Source organism: Streptococcus periodonticum, assembly GCF_003963555.1.
In the GTDB taxonomy this organism is placed as follows: Bacteria; Bacillota; Bacilli; order Lactobacillales; family Streptococcaceae; genus Streptococcus; species Streptococcus anginosus.
On sequence record NZ_CP034543.1, the window covers coordinates 1,535,626 to 1,550,709 of the forward strand.

General features: G+C 41.5%; 12 protein-coding genes and 3 pseudogenes. 3 read left to right on the forward strand and 12 right to left on the reverse strand.

The features are described 5' to 3' along the window. Window positions 1-69 precede the first annotated feature (69 nt). Together cysE and pnp are read right to left on the reverse strand one after the other, a co-directional pair. On the reverse strand, window positions 70-654 hold the full coding sequence (cysE, locus tag EHW89_RS07500) for a serine O-acetyltransferase (protein ID WP_003026242.1): 585 nt from the start codon (window positions 652-654) through the stop codon (window positions 70-72). Between the two features lie 49 nt (window positions 655-703). Next, window positions 704-2,884 carry a polyribonucleotide nucleotidyltransferase gene (pnp, locus tag EHW89_RS07505; protein WP_126467636.1) on the reverse strand — a complete coding sequence of 727 codons (2,181 nt, stop codon included), beginning with the start codon at window positions 2,882-2,884 and terminating at the stop codon, window positions 704-706. A gap of 448 nt (window positions 2,885-3,332) precedes the next feature. Here pnp and pepF point away from each other — a divergent pair, with 448 nt between their 5' ends. Continuing rightward, window positions 3,333-5,132 (forward strand): oligoendopeptidase F, encoded by a 1,800-nt coding sequence (gene pepF / locus EHW89_RS07510; protein WP_126467639.1) that lies wholly within the window; start codon window positions 3,333-3,335, stop codon window positions 5,130-5,132. Window positions 5,133-5,360: 228 nt separating this feature from the next. Here pepF and EHW89_RS07515 read toward each other — a convergent pair whose 3' ends face one another. The 4 genes from EHW89_RS07515 to EHW89_RS07530 form a co-directional block, all read right to left on the reverse strand. Further along, window positions 5,361-6,407 (reverse strand): ArsR/SmtB family transcription factor, encoded by a 1,047-nt coding sequence (locus EHW89_RS07515; protein ID WP_126467641.1) that lies wholly within the window; start codon window positions 6,405-6,407, stop codon window positions 5,361-5,363. Between the two features lie 65 nt (window positions 6,408-6,472). Continuing rightward, window positions 6,473-7,741, reverse strand: a complete 1,269-nt coding sequence (locus tag EHW89_RS07520) for an MFS transporter (protein ID WP_126467643.1) — start codon at window positions 7,739-7,741, stop codon at window positions 6,473-6,475. A gap of 192 nt (window positions 7,742-7,933) precedes the next feature. Next, entirely contained in the window at window positions 7,934-8,248 is a 315-nt protein-coding gene (gene trxA, locus EHW89_RS07525) for a thioredoxin (RefSeq protein ID WP_020999813.1), read from the reverse strand. Between the two features lie 15 nt (window positions 8,249-8,263). Beyond that, the gene (locus EHW89_RS07530; RefSeq protein ID WP_003026254.1) at window positions 8,264-8,485 is read right to left on the reverse strand and encodes a DUF4649 family protein; all 222 of its coding nucleotides are present in this window, start codon (window positions 8,483-8,485) and stop codon (window positions 8,264-8,266) included. A gap of 422 nt (window positions 8,486-8,907) precedes the next feature. On the opposite strand from EHW89_RS07530, the gene EHW89_RS09375 reads away from it, so the two are divergent. Further along, the gene (locus tag EHW89_RS09375) at window positions 8,908-9,078 is read left to right on the forward strand and encodes a hypothetical protein (protein WP_162614543.1); all 171 of its coding nucleotides are present in this window, start codon (window positions 8,908-8,910) and stop codon (window positions 9,076-9,078) included. An 85-nt stretch (window positions 9,079-9,163) separates the two neighbouring features. Next, window positions 9,164-9,315, forward strand: a pseudogene (locus EHW89_RS09675) (IS3 family transposase); the annotation flags it as partial. A 121-nt stretch (window positions 9,316-9,436) separates the two neighbouring features. On the opposite strand, the gene argH reads toward EHW89_RS09675, so the two are convergent. From argH to EHW89_RS07560, 6 genes and pseudogenes are all read right to left on the reverse strand, one after another. Continuing rightward, entirely contained in the window at window positions 9,437-10,819 is a 1,383-nt protein-coding gene (gene argH / locus EHW89_RS07540; protein ID WP_126467645.1) for an argininosuccinate lyase, read from the reverse strand. A 14-nt stretch (window positions 10,820-10,833) separates the two neighbouring features. Continuing rightward, window positions 10,834-12,033, reverse strand: a complete 1,200-nt coding sequence (locus tag EHW89_RS07545; protein ID WP_126467647.1) for an argininosuccinate synthase — start codon at window positions 12,031-12,033, stop codon at window positions 10,834-10,836. A 178-nt stretch (window positions 12,034-12,211) separates the two neighbouring features. Next, window positions 12,212-12,307: pseudogene (locus EHW89_RS09695) on the reverse strand (DUF6287 domain-containing protein); the annotation flags it as partial. Window positions 12,308-12,774: 467 nt separating this feature from the next. Continuing rightward, window positions 12,775-13,044 carry a 30S ribosomal protein S15 gene (rpsO, locus tag EHW89_RS07550; RefSeq protein WP_003026255.1) on the reverse strand — a complete coding sequence of 90 codons (270 nt, stop codon included), beginning with the start codon at window positions 13,042-13,044 and terminating at the stop codon, window positions 12,775-12,777. 134 nt (window positions 13,045-13,178) lie between these two features. Next, a pseudogene (locus tag EHW89_RS07555) lies at window positions 13,179-13,907 on the reverse strand (pseudouridine synthase). After that, the gene (locus EHW89_RS07560) at window positions 13,894-15,066 is read right to left on the reverse strand and encodes an MFS transporter (RefSeq protein ID WP_003030895.1); all 1,173 of its coding nucleotides are present in this window, start codon (window positions 15,064-15,066) and stop codon (window positions 13,894-13,896) included. The pseudogene EHW89_RS07555 and the gene EHW89_RS07560 overlap by 14 nt, the downstream one beginning before the upstream one ends. Window positions 15,067-15,084: the final 18 nt, after the last annotated feature.

Here is a 15,084-nt window from a genome sequence, read left to right on the forward strand (position 1 = left end):
TTCTAACTTCATTCTTTCTATTAAGTGGAAACTAACTTTTGGTTCAAGTGCTATTTTTGAGAATAGTATCTACAACTTAGATGAATAATAACTTTCTTCGCGGATTTCTTCTAAATTCTTAATCGTTGGAGCATCTTTTTGACCGTGTACACGGACAATTTTAGCTGGTATACCGACAACAGTCACATCACTAGGAACATCTGCCACAACAACCGCAGCAGCGCCGACCTTTGCATTTTCACCGATTTCAATCGGACCGATTAGTTGCGCATGAGCTGAAATAAGCGCACCTTGACGAACCGTCGGATGACGTTTCCCACAATCTTTCCCTGTGCCTCCAAGAGTGACACCATGATAGAGCATCACTCCTTTTTCTACAATGGCCGTCTCGCCAATCACTAAACCACTCCCGTGGTCAATAAAGACACCTGAAGCAATCTGTGCCCCCGGATGAATCTCAATCTGAGTCCAAAAGCGCCAAAATTGACTGTGCATCCGAGCTAAAAGTTTGCACCCATGATTCCACAGAAAGTGAGAAAGTCGGTGAGCAGCCAAAGCCTTAATCCCAGGATAAGTCAACAACACCTCAAGTGAGGAGCGAGCTGCCGGATCATTTTCTTTCACAATATCTATCGTCTCTTTCCACCAACCCATGATGACTCCTTTCTAGCTTTAGACTGAAGGCAAACACTTAGCAACCTGTCTAGTCTTGCGCCTTTTCTTCTTGAACAGCTTTATGCTCTTTATGTGTTTTATGATGATGTCTTTTTGCTTTCTCTTCTTTAGGAGGACGTGGTAGAAGAGCTTTCATAGAAGCATCCACACGACCTTTTTCATCAATCTTAATGACTTTGACATCTACTTCATCACCAAGTTGCACCAAATCTTCAACCTTATTGGTACGCGTCCAAGCCATTTCTGAGATGTGCACCAAGGCATCTGTCTTGTCAAAGAGATTGACAAAAGCACCGAATTTCTCAATCCGAACAACTTTGGCATGATAAACTTCATCTACTTTTGCTTCACGCACAAGAGCTGCAATGATTTCTTTGGCACGGTTAATCGCATCTTGATCGCTAGAGTAAATAGAAACATTTCCTTCTTCGTCAATGTCAATCTTGACACCTGTTTCTGCGATAATCTTGTCAATCGTTTCACCGCCTTTACCGATGACAATCTTAATTTTATCAACATCAATCTTGATTGTATCAATTTTTGGAGCGGTTGGAGCGAGTTCTGGACGAGGAGCTGGAATTGTACGTTCAATCAAATCTAAAATTTCAAAACGTGCTTTTTTAGCTTGAGCCAATGCTTCTTGCAAGATTTCAGCAGTAATTCCTTCAATCTTGATATCCATTTGAAGAGCAGTAATTCCTTCACGTGTACCGGCCACCTTGAAATCCATATCTCCGAAATGGTCTTCTAAGCCTTGAATATCTGTTAAAATCGTGTAGTTGCTACCATCTGAAATGAGCCCCATAGCGATTCCGGCTACAGGCGCTTTAATTGGTACCCCACCGGCCATGAGAGCAAGTGTCCCAGCACAAATCGAGGCTTGTGAAGATGAACCATTTGACTCAAGAACTTCTGCTACCAAACGGATAGCATAAGGGAAATCCTCTAGACTAGGGAGAACTTGCGCAAGTGCACGTTCACCAAGAGCTCCATGACCGATTTCCCGACGACCAGGTGCTCCATAGCGTCCCGTTTCTCCTACAGAATATTGTGGGAAATTATAATGATGCATAAAGCGTTTCTTGTATTCTGGATCAAGTCCGTCCACAATTTGCGTCTCACCCATTGGCGCCAAGGTCAAGACAGATAAAGCCTGCGTTTGCCCACGAGTAAAGAGACCAGAGCCATGCACTCGTGGCAGATAGTCAATTTCAGCATCCAATGGACGAATTTCATCTACCTTACGACCATCTGGACGAATCTTGTCCTCAGTAATTAAACGCCGTACTTCTGCATGCTCCATTTGCTCTAAAATTTCAACCACATCACGCATGATGCGGTCAAATTCTTCGTGGTCAGCATATTTTTCTTCGTAAAGGGCTATTACTTCGTCTTTGACTGCTTGCGTTGCGGCTTCACGAGCTAATTTTTCTTCTACCTGAACGGCTTTTTGAAGATCGGCATTATAGCCTGCTACAATTTCTGTTTGCAATTCTTCATCCACACGAAGAAGCTCAACTTCTGCTTTTTCTTTTCCAACTGCTGCCACGATTTCTTCTTGGAAAGCAATCAATTCCTTAACTGCTTCGTGACCTTTCAGAAGGGCCTCCAGCATCAGCTCTTCTGACAATTCTTTGGCACCAGACTCAACCATGTTAATTGCTTCTTTGGTTCCTGCAACAGTTAATTCCAGTAAAGAAGCTTCTTTTTGCTCTTGACTTGGATTGATAATCAATTCTCCATTGACATAGCCAACCTGCACACCAGCAATTGGACCGTTAAAAGGAATGTCTGAGATTGACAAAGCAAGAGATGAACCAAACATGGCTGCCATAGGCGCTGAAGCATCTGCATCATAAGAAAGAACCGTATTGATAACCTGCACTTCATTGCGGAAACCGTCCGCAAACATCGGACGAATCGGACGGTCAATCAAGCGAGCTGTCAAAGTCGCGTCTGTCGAAGGACGACCTTCACGTTTGTTAAATCCACCAGGGTATTTCCCAGCTGCATACATCTTTTCTTCATAATTGACTTGAAGCGGGAAGAAATCGCCAGTCACCATTTTCTTTGACATAACGGCTGCTGTCAGAACAGTACTTTCACCATAACGAACTACTACGCTACCGTTTGCCTGTTTCGCCACTTGACCTGTTTCAACTACCAAGTCTTTACCAGCAAAAGTAATTTTAAATACTTGCTTTGTCATATATATTCCTCGTTGAGCTTATGCTCAATTTCTAATTTTTTTATACGTCTTGCCTACAAAGATCAAGATACAAAGCATTAAAATTGATTGGTACTTAGTACCTAATCAGTTTACGCTAATCGCTAAATGCCTTGCTAAGTCAAAGCCTCTTGCCAAATAATACCGATTTAACAAGTTCCTGTCGCAAATCTCGTTAAACGCTCACAATATTCATCTGCTATACTTTTGAAATAAACAAGGATTGTCCCTAATAAGCCTTTAAATCCTCATCTTTGTATCAAGCACGTATAAACCTTATTTTATCATATTTTCAACTAAAAGAAAAAGCCTTAAAACAGCTTTTTACCAAGAATTTTTGAGAATTTAGCGATAATTTTTGAAATGCTGTCTATTTATTGTGTTTTTCTGCTATACTAGAAGAAAGTTAATGACAAGGAGAAATAGATTTATGGTTGAACAAAAACAACGTTCTGAATTTCCAGAAAATGAACTGTGGGACTTAACAGCCCTCTATCAAGACCGAGAGGATTTCTTGCGTGCGATTGAAAAAACGCGTGAGGATATTAACCAATTCACACGTGATTATAAGGATAACCTCCAGACTTTCGAGGATTTTGAAAAAGCCTTTGCTGAATTGGAGCAAATCTACATTCAAAGAAGCCATATCGGCAACTACAGCTTTATGCCACAAACAACGGATTACGGTGATGAAAGCTTTGCACAGATTGCGCAAGCTGGTACAGATTTTGAAACAGAAGCCAGCGTTGCGCTTAGCTTCTTTGACGCAGCATTGGTAAATGCCGATGAAAAAGTACTCGACCGTCTCGGACAACTACCGCATTTGACTGCTGCAATTCGTCAAGCAAAAATTCAAAAAGCTCACTATGTAGGTGCTGATGTCGAAAAGGCTCTGACAAATCTTAGTGAAGTTTTTTACAGCCCACAAGACATTTACACCAAAATGAGGGCAGGTGATTTTGCCATGGAGGATTTTGAAGTAGACGGAAAAGTTTATAAGAATAGCTTTATCAGCTACGAAAATTTCTACCAAAATCACGAAAATGCTCAAGTCCGTGAAAAGTCTTTCCGTTCTTTCTCAGCTGGACTTCGTAAACATCAGCATACTGCTGCTGCAGCTTATCTGGCTCAAGTAAAATCTGAAAAACTGATTGCTGATATGCGGGGATATGACTCTGTCTTTGACTATCTTTTGGCTGAGCAAGAGGTAGACCGTTCTATGTTTGACCGGCAGATTGACCTCATCATGACTGAATTCGCCCCTGTTGCACAAAAGTTCCTCAAACACGTGGCTAAAATCAACGGTCTTGAAAAAATGACCTTTGCAGATTGGAAATTGGACTTGGACAGCGCACTTAATCCTGATGTCACTATTGATGACGCTTACGAACTAGTAATGAAGTCCGTTGCTCCACTTGGAGAAGAATACACGCGCGAAATTGCCAATTATCAAAAAGAGCGCTGGGTGGATTTTGCAGCTAATGCCGGTAAGGACTCCGGTGGTTATGCGACTAACCCTTATCGTGTGCACCCGTACGTTCTCATGAGCTGGACAGGCCGTATGAGTGATGTGTATACTCTGATTCATGAAATTGGCCACTCTGGTCAGTTCATCTTCTCTGACAATAGTCAAAGCTATTTCAATACCCACATGTCGACCTATTACGTAGAAGCTCCTTCTACCTTCAACGAACTCTTACTTAGCGACTATTTGGAACATCAATTTGACAATCCACGCCAAAAACGCTTTGCTCTTGCGCATCGCTTAACTGATACCTACTTCCATAACTTCATCACTCACCTCCTAGAAGCGGCTTTCCAACGCCGTGTTTACAATCTGATTGAAGCAGGCGAAACTTTTGGTGCGGCTAAACTGAACAGTATTATGAAAGAAATTCTGACCGAATTCTGGGGTGATGCGGTGGAAATTGATGACGATGCTGCGCTCACTTGGATGCGGCAAAGTCACTATTACATGGGACTGTATAGTTACACCTATTCTGCAGGTCTCGTTATCTCAACTGCTGGTTATCTCCATTTGAAAAATTCTGAAAATGGAGCCCGCGATTGGCTCAACTTCCTCAAATCCGGCGGAAGCAAAACGCCTCTTGAATCTGCTCGCATCATTGGTGCGGATATCTCTACTGATAAACCACTCCGTGATACCATTCAATTCCTGTCGGACACAGTTGATCAGATTATTGCATACAGCGAAGAATTGGAAGAATAACAGAAACTATTCAAAAGGGAGTGGGACAAAAATCGGTAATTTCGAAGAAATTTGATTTTGTCGTCCCACCCCCGCACAGTTGAGTAGGGATGTAAAGGTTTATTTATCAACCGAATAGAACCCACTCAACCACTGCGACTTGCAAGAAACTCATAAAAATCTGACGAGGTTAAGGACTTTTGCCCCAGCCTCTTTTTTCGTCTGTAACTAATCTAAAGATCTTTCTGTTCACTTTTCTTCCAAGCCAAAGTCACTCGTCAGCTTGGCAATGATTTCTCTAAGTAAACTTTTATTTACATCATATTTCACATCTTTATGGTCACGGTTAAAAAGCAGGAGTTTTGCATTGATGAGCTTTTGAGTATGAAAAGAAACCGCTGCTCCAGTAATATCTAACTCTTCAGCAATCCGTTTGCTCTTAGCATACGGTTTAGCTAATTCTACCATAACATTATAGCGTGTGCTATCACTAAGTACCTTGAGAACTGCGGCAAACGTATCCATATCCAGTTCTTTTCCACTTTTAAGTAATTGATCAATGCGGCAAGAAACGATAAAATAATGGCTCTCACTCGGTTCTGTTTCACTGAAGTAAGATGCAAACTGCACCACCCATGGACTGACAACATAAAGCTTAATAAATTGATTTTCTTTAAAATTCCAATCAAAATGAGATAGACTAGCAGACTCTGCAATGGTATTCTCCAATGAAAAGGATGCCGCATAAGCTCTACGTTCAGCAGCACTTTTTTCCAAGTAAGGCTGGTAAAGCGGAATAAGTTCCCGAGACAATTCTATTAACTCTTTCATAGCTTCAAGTGGTTTCCGATAAAATTGACTGAAATACCACTTAGTTTCTGATTTAATAGATGATGCTTCTAAATAATCCCAAAAATCTCCACTTTTAGCCATGTGCTCAGGACCTGTGTTTAAGAGATCTTTTAGCTGTTCTCTTATCGCTTCGGCATCTAGCTGCAAACAGTAGGCATGTACCGCTTCAACCGATTTGGGCGTCAGCCCCTTATCTACCATCTCCAAATAGCAACTTTGCAGCAAGGTGATTCCATAACCAGTCAAATAATAGGTTTCCATTTTTTCCTTATAAGGTTGAAACAAAAGGCGAAGCTCCTCCATCACAGGAAAAACATCTTTAAAAAGCTCACGCTCTTTGCCACTAAAACTTTCGATAGTCTCTCTTCTATCCTGTATCAGAGTAGATAGAGAAAACTGCTCCATTAAATCACTTGCTTGTTCTGAATACTGTACTTCTACCATTATCTTTACTCCTTCTTTAGTGTTATCTTATCAAATTCACCCTAACAAGTAAACTGTTTGGAAAGCTATTGCATCACTTGTTTAGCATTTTTTCTGGGCACTTTCAGTGTATAAAAGAATAAAATTGATGATAATATTAAAAATAAGAAAGCAATTTGGGCTGATGACAAGAACGTTACCAAAACTGCTACTAGCATTTGACAAAGAACTAAGCCTAATGTGCAAAAACTACTAATCCCCGCACTGATTGTCGCCAAACGCTCCTCAGGAAGCGATGAAATGATAAAAGCATTCATCTTCGGCTGAAAAATGCCTACGATAACCATTGTCAAAAAATTAACCAAGAAAATAATATAAATACTGTGGAGTAAAAAACCAATAAAGAGAGCAGGGGGCATGAATACGGAAATCTTCAGCAAAAATTCCATACTTACTTTTTTTAATAAGGTCGTTACCAAAACACTCCCCAAAATATTTCCTATCAAAGTTACAACTGTAACGGTTGCTATAGTTGTGGCTGGATTGATAAATGCAAAACTGGGATTTTCTTTCATATTTAGGAGGAGCAGTGCATTCTCTGCTGCAAACACAGCATTTAAACCAGCAATGGTAAAAATAGAAGTCTTTAAGACGGAGATATTCTGAACAGTTTGATAAGATTGCTGCAAACTATTCCATGTATTTTTAATAAAATGCCTCTCTCCCTCACGATTCTCAACAGAAGAATGAATTGGTTTGTCTTTGAGCAACTTGTTTAAACTAGGACGAAGTATCATCATTATCAAAGCACTAACTACAAAAGTTCCAGCATTAAAAAATGCGAGGTGTTGATAACTCATCAACCCAGCTAAAATTGCTCCACTGGATTGAAAGAGAATCTTTAGGATAGAGCTTGCTCCTTGACGAAAGGCATACATGGCTTCACGATTTTCCATTGGAATAATACGAAGGCTGAGTGGTATGTGCAAAGCATCTTCATATTGACCAGCTAGGTCAGATAAAAGATTGACCAATACAGCTAAAATCACTACCCATAAAGCCGGCTGAAAGCCCATAGCCAGACCAATGAGCAGATACAGCCCTGTCCGAAACAGAAGCGTCACCAAAATCGTATCTACTTTCTTCTTAGTACGATCGCCCCACATGCCCATGAAAATCATCGTTAGAAAAGGCAAACTTTCAGATAAAGTCACTAAAGAGATTGCAAATTTTGCTTCTGGCAATAGCAGAACATAATTCATTAAAGCCAAATAATAGAGTACATCTCCAAAATTAGACAACATATCCGAGACGAAAGTTCCCATAAACAGTTTATTTTGCAATATTCGTTTCATTTCATATCCACTTTCTTTTTGTTAAATGATTGCTTAATTTTTGTTAAACATAATTATACACTTAATTTTAAATAAGTCAATACTTTATTTTGAGTTTTATTAGAATCCTCAAGAATCTCTTTTAAGTATCCTAGTGACTAAAAGTTTTCAGGCACCTAAAAATCCGCTTAAAAACTAAGCGGATTTTATGCTTTATCCTAATTCTGTCATGATTTGCTTGATTTGTGCTGCTGTATGTACCCCGGCGACTTGTTTCACAACCTGGCCGTCCTTTTTAAATAAGAGAGTCGGGATACTCATAATACCAAATTGTCGTGCGGTATTTGGATTTTCATCAACGTCTATCTTCACGATTTTCAATTCATCTTCTGGAATTTCTACGGAAAGTTTTTCTAGAATAGGAGCTTGCATACGACAAGGTCCACACCAAGTAGCCCAAAAGTCAATAAGAACAAGACCGTCCTTTGTTTCTGCTTCAAACGTTGCATCAGTAATAGCTTTTGTCATCATTTTACCTCACTTTTATTTGTATTGATTTAAATCTTGCTTCATTAGATAAAAGAAAACATCACCGTAAGTCCCTTGGTAATCCAATTCGTGTCCATTAACAAGCAGCTTTTGAACTGGATAATAATCTGCCACATTGATCAAGCAGGCTTGCTGCGATTGCTCAAATTCTTGATAGCTTTCAAACGTTATAACCCTCTCTTGCTTACTAGCATCTAAATAAGTGATTTCAATCATGATCATTCTCCTTTTTATCATTCGATTACGTTTGTAATTTATTTTTGCAAATGTATTGTATCAATAGCTGTTACAATAGTCAAGGGATATGCTTAAGGACAATATTAGTTATCTCTCTATCTAGCCAACTAAAAAGTTAAGAACTGGAAACATGCTACCAATTGTATTAACGGTATATTCTAACAAACTTGTTAAAGAATCATGTCATTCAAAACTAGTAAGAAAAGACTATTCCAAAGTGATATACTCCCCATATAGTAGACAGTGAAAAAAACAAATTCACTAAAAACTAGAGGGGCGTTTTCCTATGTCCAAAAGAAGTCCAAAATCAGTCGAAGAGAAATTGGAGGTTGTCCTGCTGTATCTAGAACAAGGGGAGTCAATAGCTTGTCTAGATAGGAAGTATGAGGTTCTATCATTGGATGCGTAAATACAAACAAGATGGAATTGATGGTCTAGTAAGTCGAACTTGGAAGAAACACAATCAAAAGCTGAAAGAACAGACTGTCTTAGACTATCTCAACGGTTTAGGAAGTCTGGATAACATTATCGAAAAGTATCATATTTCTGATAAAAGTATTCTTAAACGTTAGATAAACCAATATACTGGTGGTAAAAATTTAAAAGCTACTAATAAAGAAATATCACGTATGAAAGAGAGACATAAGACAAGATTTGAAGAACGGGTGCTACGATTTGAAGAAGTACAAGACCTTTAAGGAGTTAGTCACTGATATTGATGACTACATCCATTTTTACAATCATGAACGTTTTCAAGAGTGCAACAACAGCCTTGCCCTCTTGAAATGAGGAACAAGGCCGTTGCCTAATCTTTTATGATTTCATTGTCCACTTGACAGGGAGCAAATCAACTTGATTCCAAGCCTTTTTGCGATAATCATCTTGCTTATGACTCTAATGATAATTTGATAATATCCCTTCCTGTTTGATTTATGACTGGAGTTCTTGTCTGGCTCTGTCCAGCTCCAGACGGATTTGCTCAAATCCTGTACCACCTAGGGAGTTTCGTCTTTGGACAGCTATATGGGATTCCAGAGCCTGATAGATATCTGGCTCGATTAAGACAGATACTTCTTGATAGCGTTCTAGTGGGATGTCCTGCAGATAGATGTCGGACTTGCTGCATTCCAGGACCAATTTGCCAACGACCTCATGGGCTTCTCGGAAAGGTAAGCCTTTCTTGGCCAGATAGTCTGCCAGCTCGGTCGCATTGGAGAAGTCCTGCTGGGTGGATGCCAGCATGCGCTGGCTGTTGACTGTCATACTGGCCAGCATACCCGCCATGATATCCAGAGACTTCTGGATGGTATCTACCGTGTCAAACATGCCCTCCTTGTCCTCCTGCAGATCTTTATTATAGGCCAAGGGCAGGGATTTCATGACTGTCAAAAGGCTGATAAGATGACCGTAGACTCGGCCGCTCTTCCCCCGAATCAGCTCAGCCATATCGGGATTTTTCTTTTGCGGCATGATGGAGGAGCCGGTGCTGAAGGTATCCGACAGGCTGACAAAGCCGTATTCATAGCTGCACCAGTTGATCAGCTCCTCACAGAACCGGGACAGGTGCATGATGAGAATACTGCTGTTGGACAGAAATTCCAGGATAAAGTCTCGGTCGCTGACCGCATCCAGGGAATTATGATAGATGCCCTCAAAGCCCATGAGCTCAGCTGTCCGCTCCCGATTGATAGGAAAGGTCGTGCCGGCCAAGGCCGCTGCTCCCAGGGGAGACAGGTCCGTATGCTGGAGATTAAAGGCCAGGCGCTGGCTGTCCCGGCTGAACATATGATAGTAAGCCAGGAGATGATGGGCGAAGCTAATAGGCTGGGCATGCTGCAGGTGGGTATAGCCTGGCATGACCGTCTCCACATGCTCCTCGGCCAAGTCCAGCAGGACCTGGCGCAGATGGAGGAGCTTGCCTCCGATCTGCTGGAGCTGGTCCTTGAGGTAGAGGTGCATGTCAGTCGCCACCTGGTCATTACGAGAGCGGGCTGTATGGAGTTTGCCGGCCACTGGACCGATTTTTTCGGTCAGCAGGGCCTCCATGTTCATATGGATGTCTTCATTAATCACATCAAAGCTGATCTGTCCCGCCTCGTATTCCTCCAAGAGCTGGGTCAGGCCGGCCTGGATGGTCTGGGCTTCGTCTGCGTCAATAATCCCGGTCTCTCCCAGCATCTGGACATGGGCCAGACTGCCCTTGAGATCATAGGGGGCCAGGCGGTAGTCAAAGCCGATACTGGCTCCAAATTCCTCTACCCAGCCTTCCAAAGAAGCCTCAAAACGGCCGCCCCATAATTTGTGATTTGCCATAGCTGCCTCCCATTCTAGTCTTGCTTGTGGGCCTGGACTTCGGCATGCACCTTGGATGGCAGGCCCCAGAGCTTGATAAAGCCGATAGCCGCGTCCTGGTCAAAGGTATCCGCACTGGTATAGGTGGCCAGGCTTTCATCATAGAGGGAATTGTCCGACTTGCGGGCCACGACGGTGGCAGAGCCCTTATAGAGCTTGACCTTTGCCGTCCCATTGACCAGCTGCTGGGTTGATTTGAGATAGGCGATCAGGGCTTCTGTCGCTGGATTGAACCAGAGTCCATTGTAGATGAACTGGGAGAGCTCCTGCTCGATCAAGGGCTTAAAGTGAGCCAGCTCTCGGACCATGGTCAGATCTTCGATTTCCTTATGGGCAGCCAGCAGAGTCACAGCTCCCGGACACTCGTAGACTTCTCGGGACTTGATACCGACCAGACGGTTCTCCACATGGTCGATTCGGCCGACCCCGTGCTTGCCTGCCAGGTCATTGAGCTCCAAGATCAAGTCTGCCAGCTTAAAGGCCTGACCGTTGAGGGCGACTGGCACTCCTGCCTTAAAGTCAATCTCAACAAATTCTGGACTGTCAGGAGCATCTTCTGGAGCCACTGTCAGGTCGTAGGCATCTTCCGGGGCGATGTTCCAAGGATTTTCCAGCACACCACATTCATTAGCCCGGCCCCAGAGATTTTGGTCCACTGAGTAGGGACTGTCCAGATCAGCTGGAATAGGCACTCCATTTTCCTTAGCATAGGTGATTTCTTCTTCCCGAGACCACTTCCACTCTCGGACGGGTGCGATGACCTTGATCTGGGGGTCTAGCGAAGCGATAGCCACTTCAAAGCGGACCTGGTCATTGCCCTTGCCGGTACAGCCGTGGGCAATGGTGGTTGCTCCAGTCTGATGGGCAATTTCGACTAGTTTCTTGGAGATGAGCGGTCGGCTAAGGGCGGACACCAGAGGGTATTTTTGTTCGTAGAAAGTGTGTCCTTGCAGGGCAACCAAGACATAGTCTTCCGCAAATTCATCCTTGACATCAATGACGTGGGATTCGATAGCGCCGACCTTGAGGGCCTTGTCATGAATAAAATCCAGATCATTGCCTTCTCCTACATCCATACAGACCGCGATGACATCATAGTCCTTGCTCAGCCAGGTAATGGCGACAGATGTATCCAAACCACCCGAATATGCTAAAATTACTTTTTCCTTGACCATACGATTACCTCTTCCTTCTTCATATTTTTTTATTTTTATACATTCTACTGTATGAAAATGCTTATGTCAAGAGAAATTCTAATATTTATTCAAATAAAATAATTTTATCGATTTTTATTCATAAACATTATATTATAAGCTAGATATAGAGAAAATAAAAGGAGTCAATCAAGACTCTCTATTGTACTCGATAAAAAACATCTGGATGATTGGAAATACTTTGTGTAATGATAAAGCGGTCCTGACTGATATCAGTTGGATCCGTTCCATTAACAGCAAGGAATGGTCTTTTGTTTGCATATATTTAACTAAACATGACCTAAAAGTATTGAGAGTTTGAAAAAGCACCCTCAAAGCGAGAGTGCTAATTGGAGCTCGGGCTAAATCCTAGTGAAAAAGATGAAACTTATTGTGTTCATCGAACACTGCGTTATTTCTCTATTTTCATACGGATTTTTATGCCTTTAGCATCAGGATTTATCTTGTAATTTAAAACGGCTCTGTTACTAGACAGCAAGTCGCAGATTATACTTGGGTATATCAAGACGAGCTAACAACGTAGCAGACCGTTTTAAATACAAAAGACCTCCCTATAACAGAGAAGCCTTATGTATGACAAGATATGCTCAACTGAACACGACCTAAAAGCGGCGAAAAAAAGATAGATTTTCTGGTGTGCATTGCACACTGCGGCAATCTCCTATTTTCTTCTTGCTTTCTTAACGGTCTTTGTATCTTAAATTAACGACGAAGTCCGAGTGAGTTGATCAATTCACGGTAACGGTTAACATCGTTCTTACGCAAGTAGGCAAGAAGGTTACGACGGCGACCGATTTTTTTCATCAAACCACGGTAAGTAGCGTGGTCTTTTTTGTGTACCTTGATGTGTTCGTTGAGGTGATTGATTTCCCAAGTAAGAACAGCTACTTGTACTTCAACTGAACCTGTATCACCTTCGTGACGTGCATATTGTGCAATGATTTCATTTTTTTTCTCTTTTGAGATTGCCATGATAGACTCCTTTTCTTTACGCTTCATCCGAGTGTTAGGCTTGGCCCACCTAATACCAAGAAAAAGTTATTTGTCTTTAACGACATCCTTATTCTACCAAGAAGGAAAGGTTTTGTCAAATGGGACATTCCGACTTAGAGTTCTACACCAAAAATAGTGAGTTTTTCTAATTCTTCTTTTGTCAAACGACGGAAAGCCCCTAATTCCAAACGCTCATCCAGCATAAGCGGTCCCATAGAAAGGCGTTCCAAATCTGTTACCGTTTTTCCGCAAGCCTGAACCATTCACTTCACTTGGTGAAATTTTCCTTCAGAAATTATAATCTCCACCAGAGAAGTTTGCTGCTCTTCATTCACTTCTAATATGGTCAGTTTTGCAGGCTGACAGGTAAAGTCTTTGAGCTCTATCCCTGCTTCAAAACGCTCTGCATCTTTTTCAGTCATAATCCCATCTACCTTTGCACGGTAAACTTTTGCTACATGCTTTTTAGGAGACAGCATAGCGTGAGCCAAAGCTCCATTATTGGTTAATAACAAAAGACCATGAGTATCAATATCGAGCCGTCCAACTGGAAAGACTTCTTTCTGACGTGCATTTTCATCCAGCAAATCCAAAACCGTTCGATGCTTATCATCTTCAGTAGCAGAAATGACACCTTTGGGTTTATTTAAAAGATAATAGACAAATCTTTCATAGACTAGAACTCGGTTATTGACCGAAATTTCGTCCTGATTTTCATCTATTTGCACTTTCGCAGATGTTTCTATTTTTCCATTCACCAAAACTTGCTTCTTTTTCAATAGTTGCTTGACTTCTGTTTGTGAGCCAAAGCCCATTTCTACTAAAAACTTATCTAATCGCATCTTTTTCCTCATTTTGTTGATGAGTGACAAAAACAGCTAAAATGGATACTGCTATCATGAGAACTCCTAATACACTAAAAATAAAGGTTGGAACAGAAGAAATGATTCCAATCAAGGATAGGACGAATGTTGACACCGAAGCACCACTACTGCAACCCAAGACAACAATCGCTGTTGCGCGATTGACCAAATGGGCAGGAATTTTCTCTGATACAATATGAAATACAGCTGTTAGAGATACGCTATAAGCAAAACCAGCCAACAGAGCACTTAAACTTAAGAACCAAATGTGGCTCGAAAAGCCAATCATCACTTGACTGAAACCAAAAACAATTCCCGTTACTGTCAATAAGCGATTTTTCAGTAAACTCACTAGACTAGCAAAGCTAACACCAGCTAAAATCCCGATAAGCTGCATACAGCTGAGAATCAAGCTCGCTGTTTCAGCACTTCCCATTTTATTCTGTAAGACAAGACTTGGAATACGTAAATTGATAGCGACATTGGTACATACAATCATTCCAGCTATAAAAGCCAACAATATGCTTAAACGCACTTGTTTTGTGGTCATTTTTTGAGCAGACTTGAGATACTTATGTTTATCGACTTTGCTTTTTTCATAAGGAACAAACAAAAGATACAATGCTAAAACAATAAAGCCAACTGTATAAACCAGAAAAGTAGTTGTCCAACCAAAACGCAAGAGTTGCCCGACCGCTAAAGTCAACAAAGCCATCCCAACAACTTCTGCTGACCCACGGTAGCCCAACATCTGCACACGCTCTCTCCCTTGGAATCGCTCACTAATAATCGCAATTGCTCGAGGGTTCATCATCCCTAGCCCTAAACCAAAAATAAATCGCGAAGCAAAAACGAGACCATAAGCTTGATTGAAAAATGGGATGAGGCCACAAAGAGAAAATAACAATAGCCCTAGTATAATCATTTGTCGCTCAGATAAAAAACGCTCTAAAACACTATTAAAAATCAGCAAAGACATAATCCCAATGGACGGCAAGGAGACTAATAACTCTACTTGACTAGAGGAATAATTCTTATAAAACTGAGACATTGCTGGTAAGGCGCTGGAAATTGAAAATGCCGTTGTTAACACAAATGATAAAGCCAGAATACTAGCTTTCTCCATGAATCTTTTCATCTTATCTTCTTTCTAAAA

Coding starts and splice junctions, on each gene's coding strand:
- pnp (WP_126467636.1), bottom strand. CDS start 2,884: ATGACAAAGCAAGTATTTAAAATTACTTTTGCTGGTAAAGACTTGGTA.
- EHW89_RS07520 (WP_126467643.1), bottom strand. CDS start 7,741: ATGAAACGAATATTGCAAAATAAACTGTTTATGGGAACTTTCGTCTCG.
- EHW89_RS07560 (WP_003030895.1), bottom strand. CDS start 15,066: ATGAAAAGATTCATGGAGAAAGCTAGTATTCTGGCTTTATCATTTGTG.
- argH (WP_126467645.1), bottom strand. CDS start 10,819: ATGGCAAATCACAAATTATGGGGCGGCCGTTTTGAGGCTTCTTTGGAA.
- rpsO (WP_003026255.1), bottom strand. CDS start 13,044: ATGGCAATCTCAAAAGAGAAAAAAAATGAAATCATTGCACAATATGCA.
- EHW89_RS09375 (WP_162614543.1), top strand. CDS start 8,908: ATGCGTAAATACAAACAAGATGGAATTGATGGTCTAGTAAGTCGAACT.
- EHW89_RS07515 (WP_126467641.1), bottom strand. CDS start 6,407: ATGGTAGAAGTACAGTATTCAGAACAAGCAAGTGATTTAATGGAGCAG.
- pepF (WP_126467639.1), top strand. CDS start 3,333: ATGGTTGAACAAAAACAACGTTCTGAATTTCCAGAAAATGAACTGTGG.
- EHW89_RS07530 (WP_003026254.1), bottom strand. CDS start 8,485: ATGATTGAAATCACTTATTTAGATGCTAGTAAGCAAGAGAGGGTTATA.
- trxA (WP_020999813.1), bottom strand. CDS start 8,248: ATGACAAAAGCTATTACTGATGCAACGTTTGAAGCAGAAACAAAGGAC.
- EHW89_RS07545 (WP_126467647.1), bottom strand. CDS start 12,033: ATGGTCAAGGAAAAAGTAATTTTAGCATATTCGGGTGGTTTGGATACA.
- cysE (WP_003026242.1), bottom strand. CDS start 654: ATGGGTTGGTGGAAAGAGACGATAGATATTGTGAAAGAAAATGATCCG.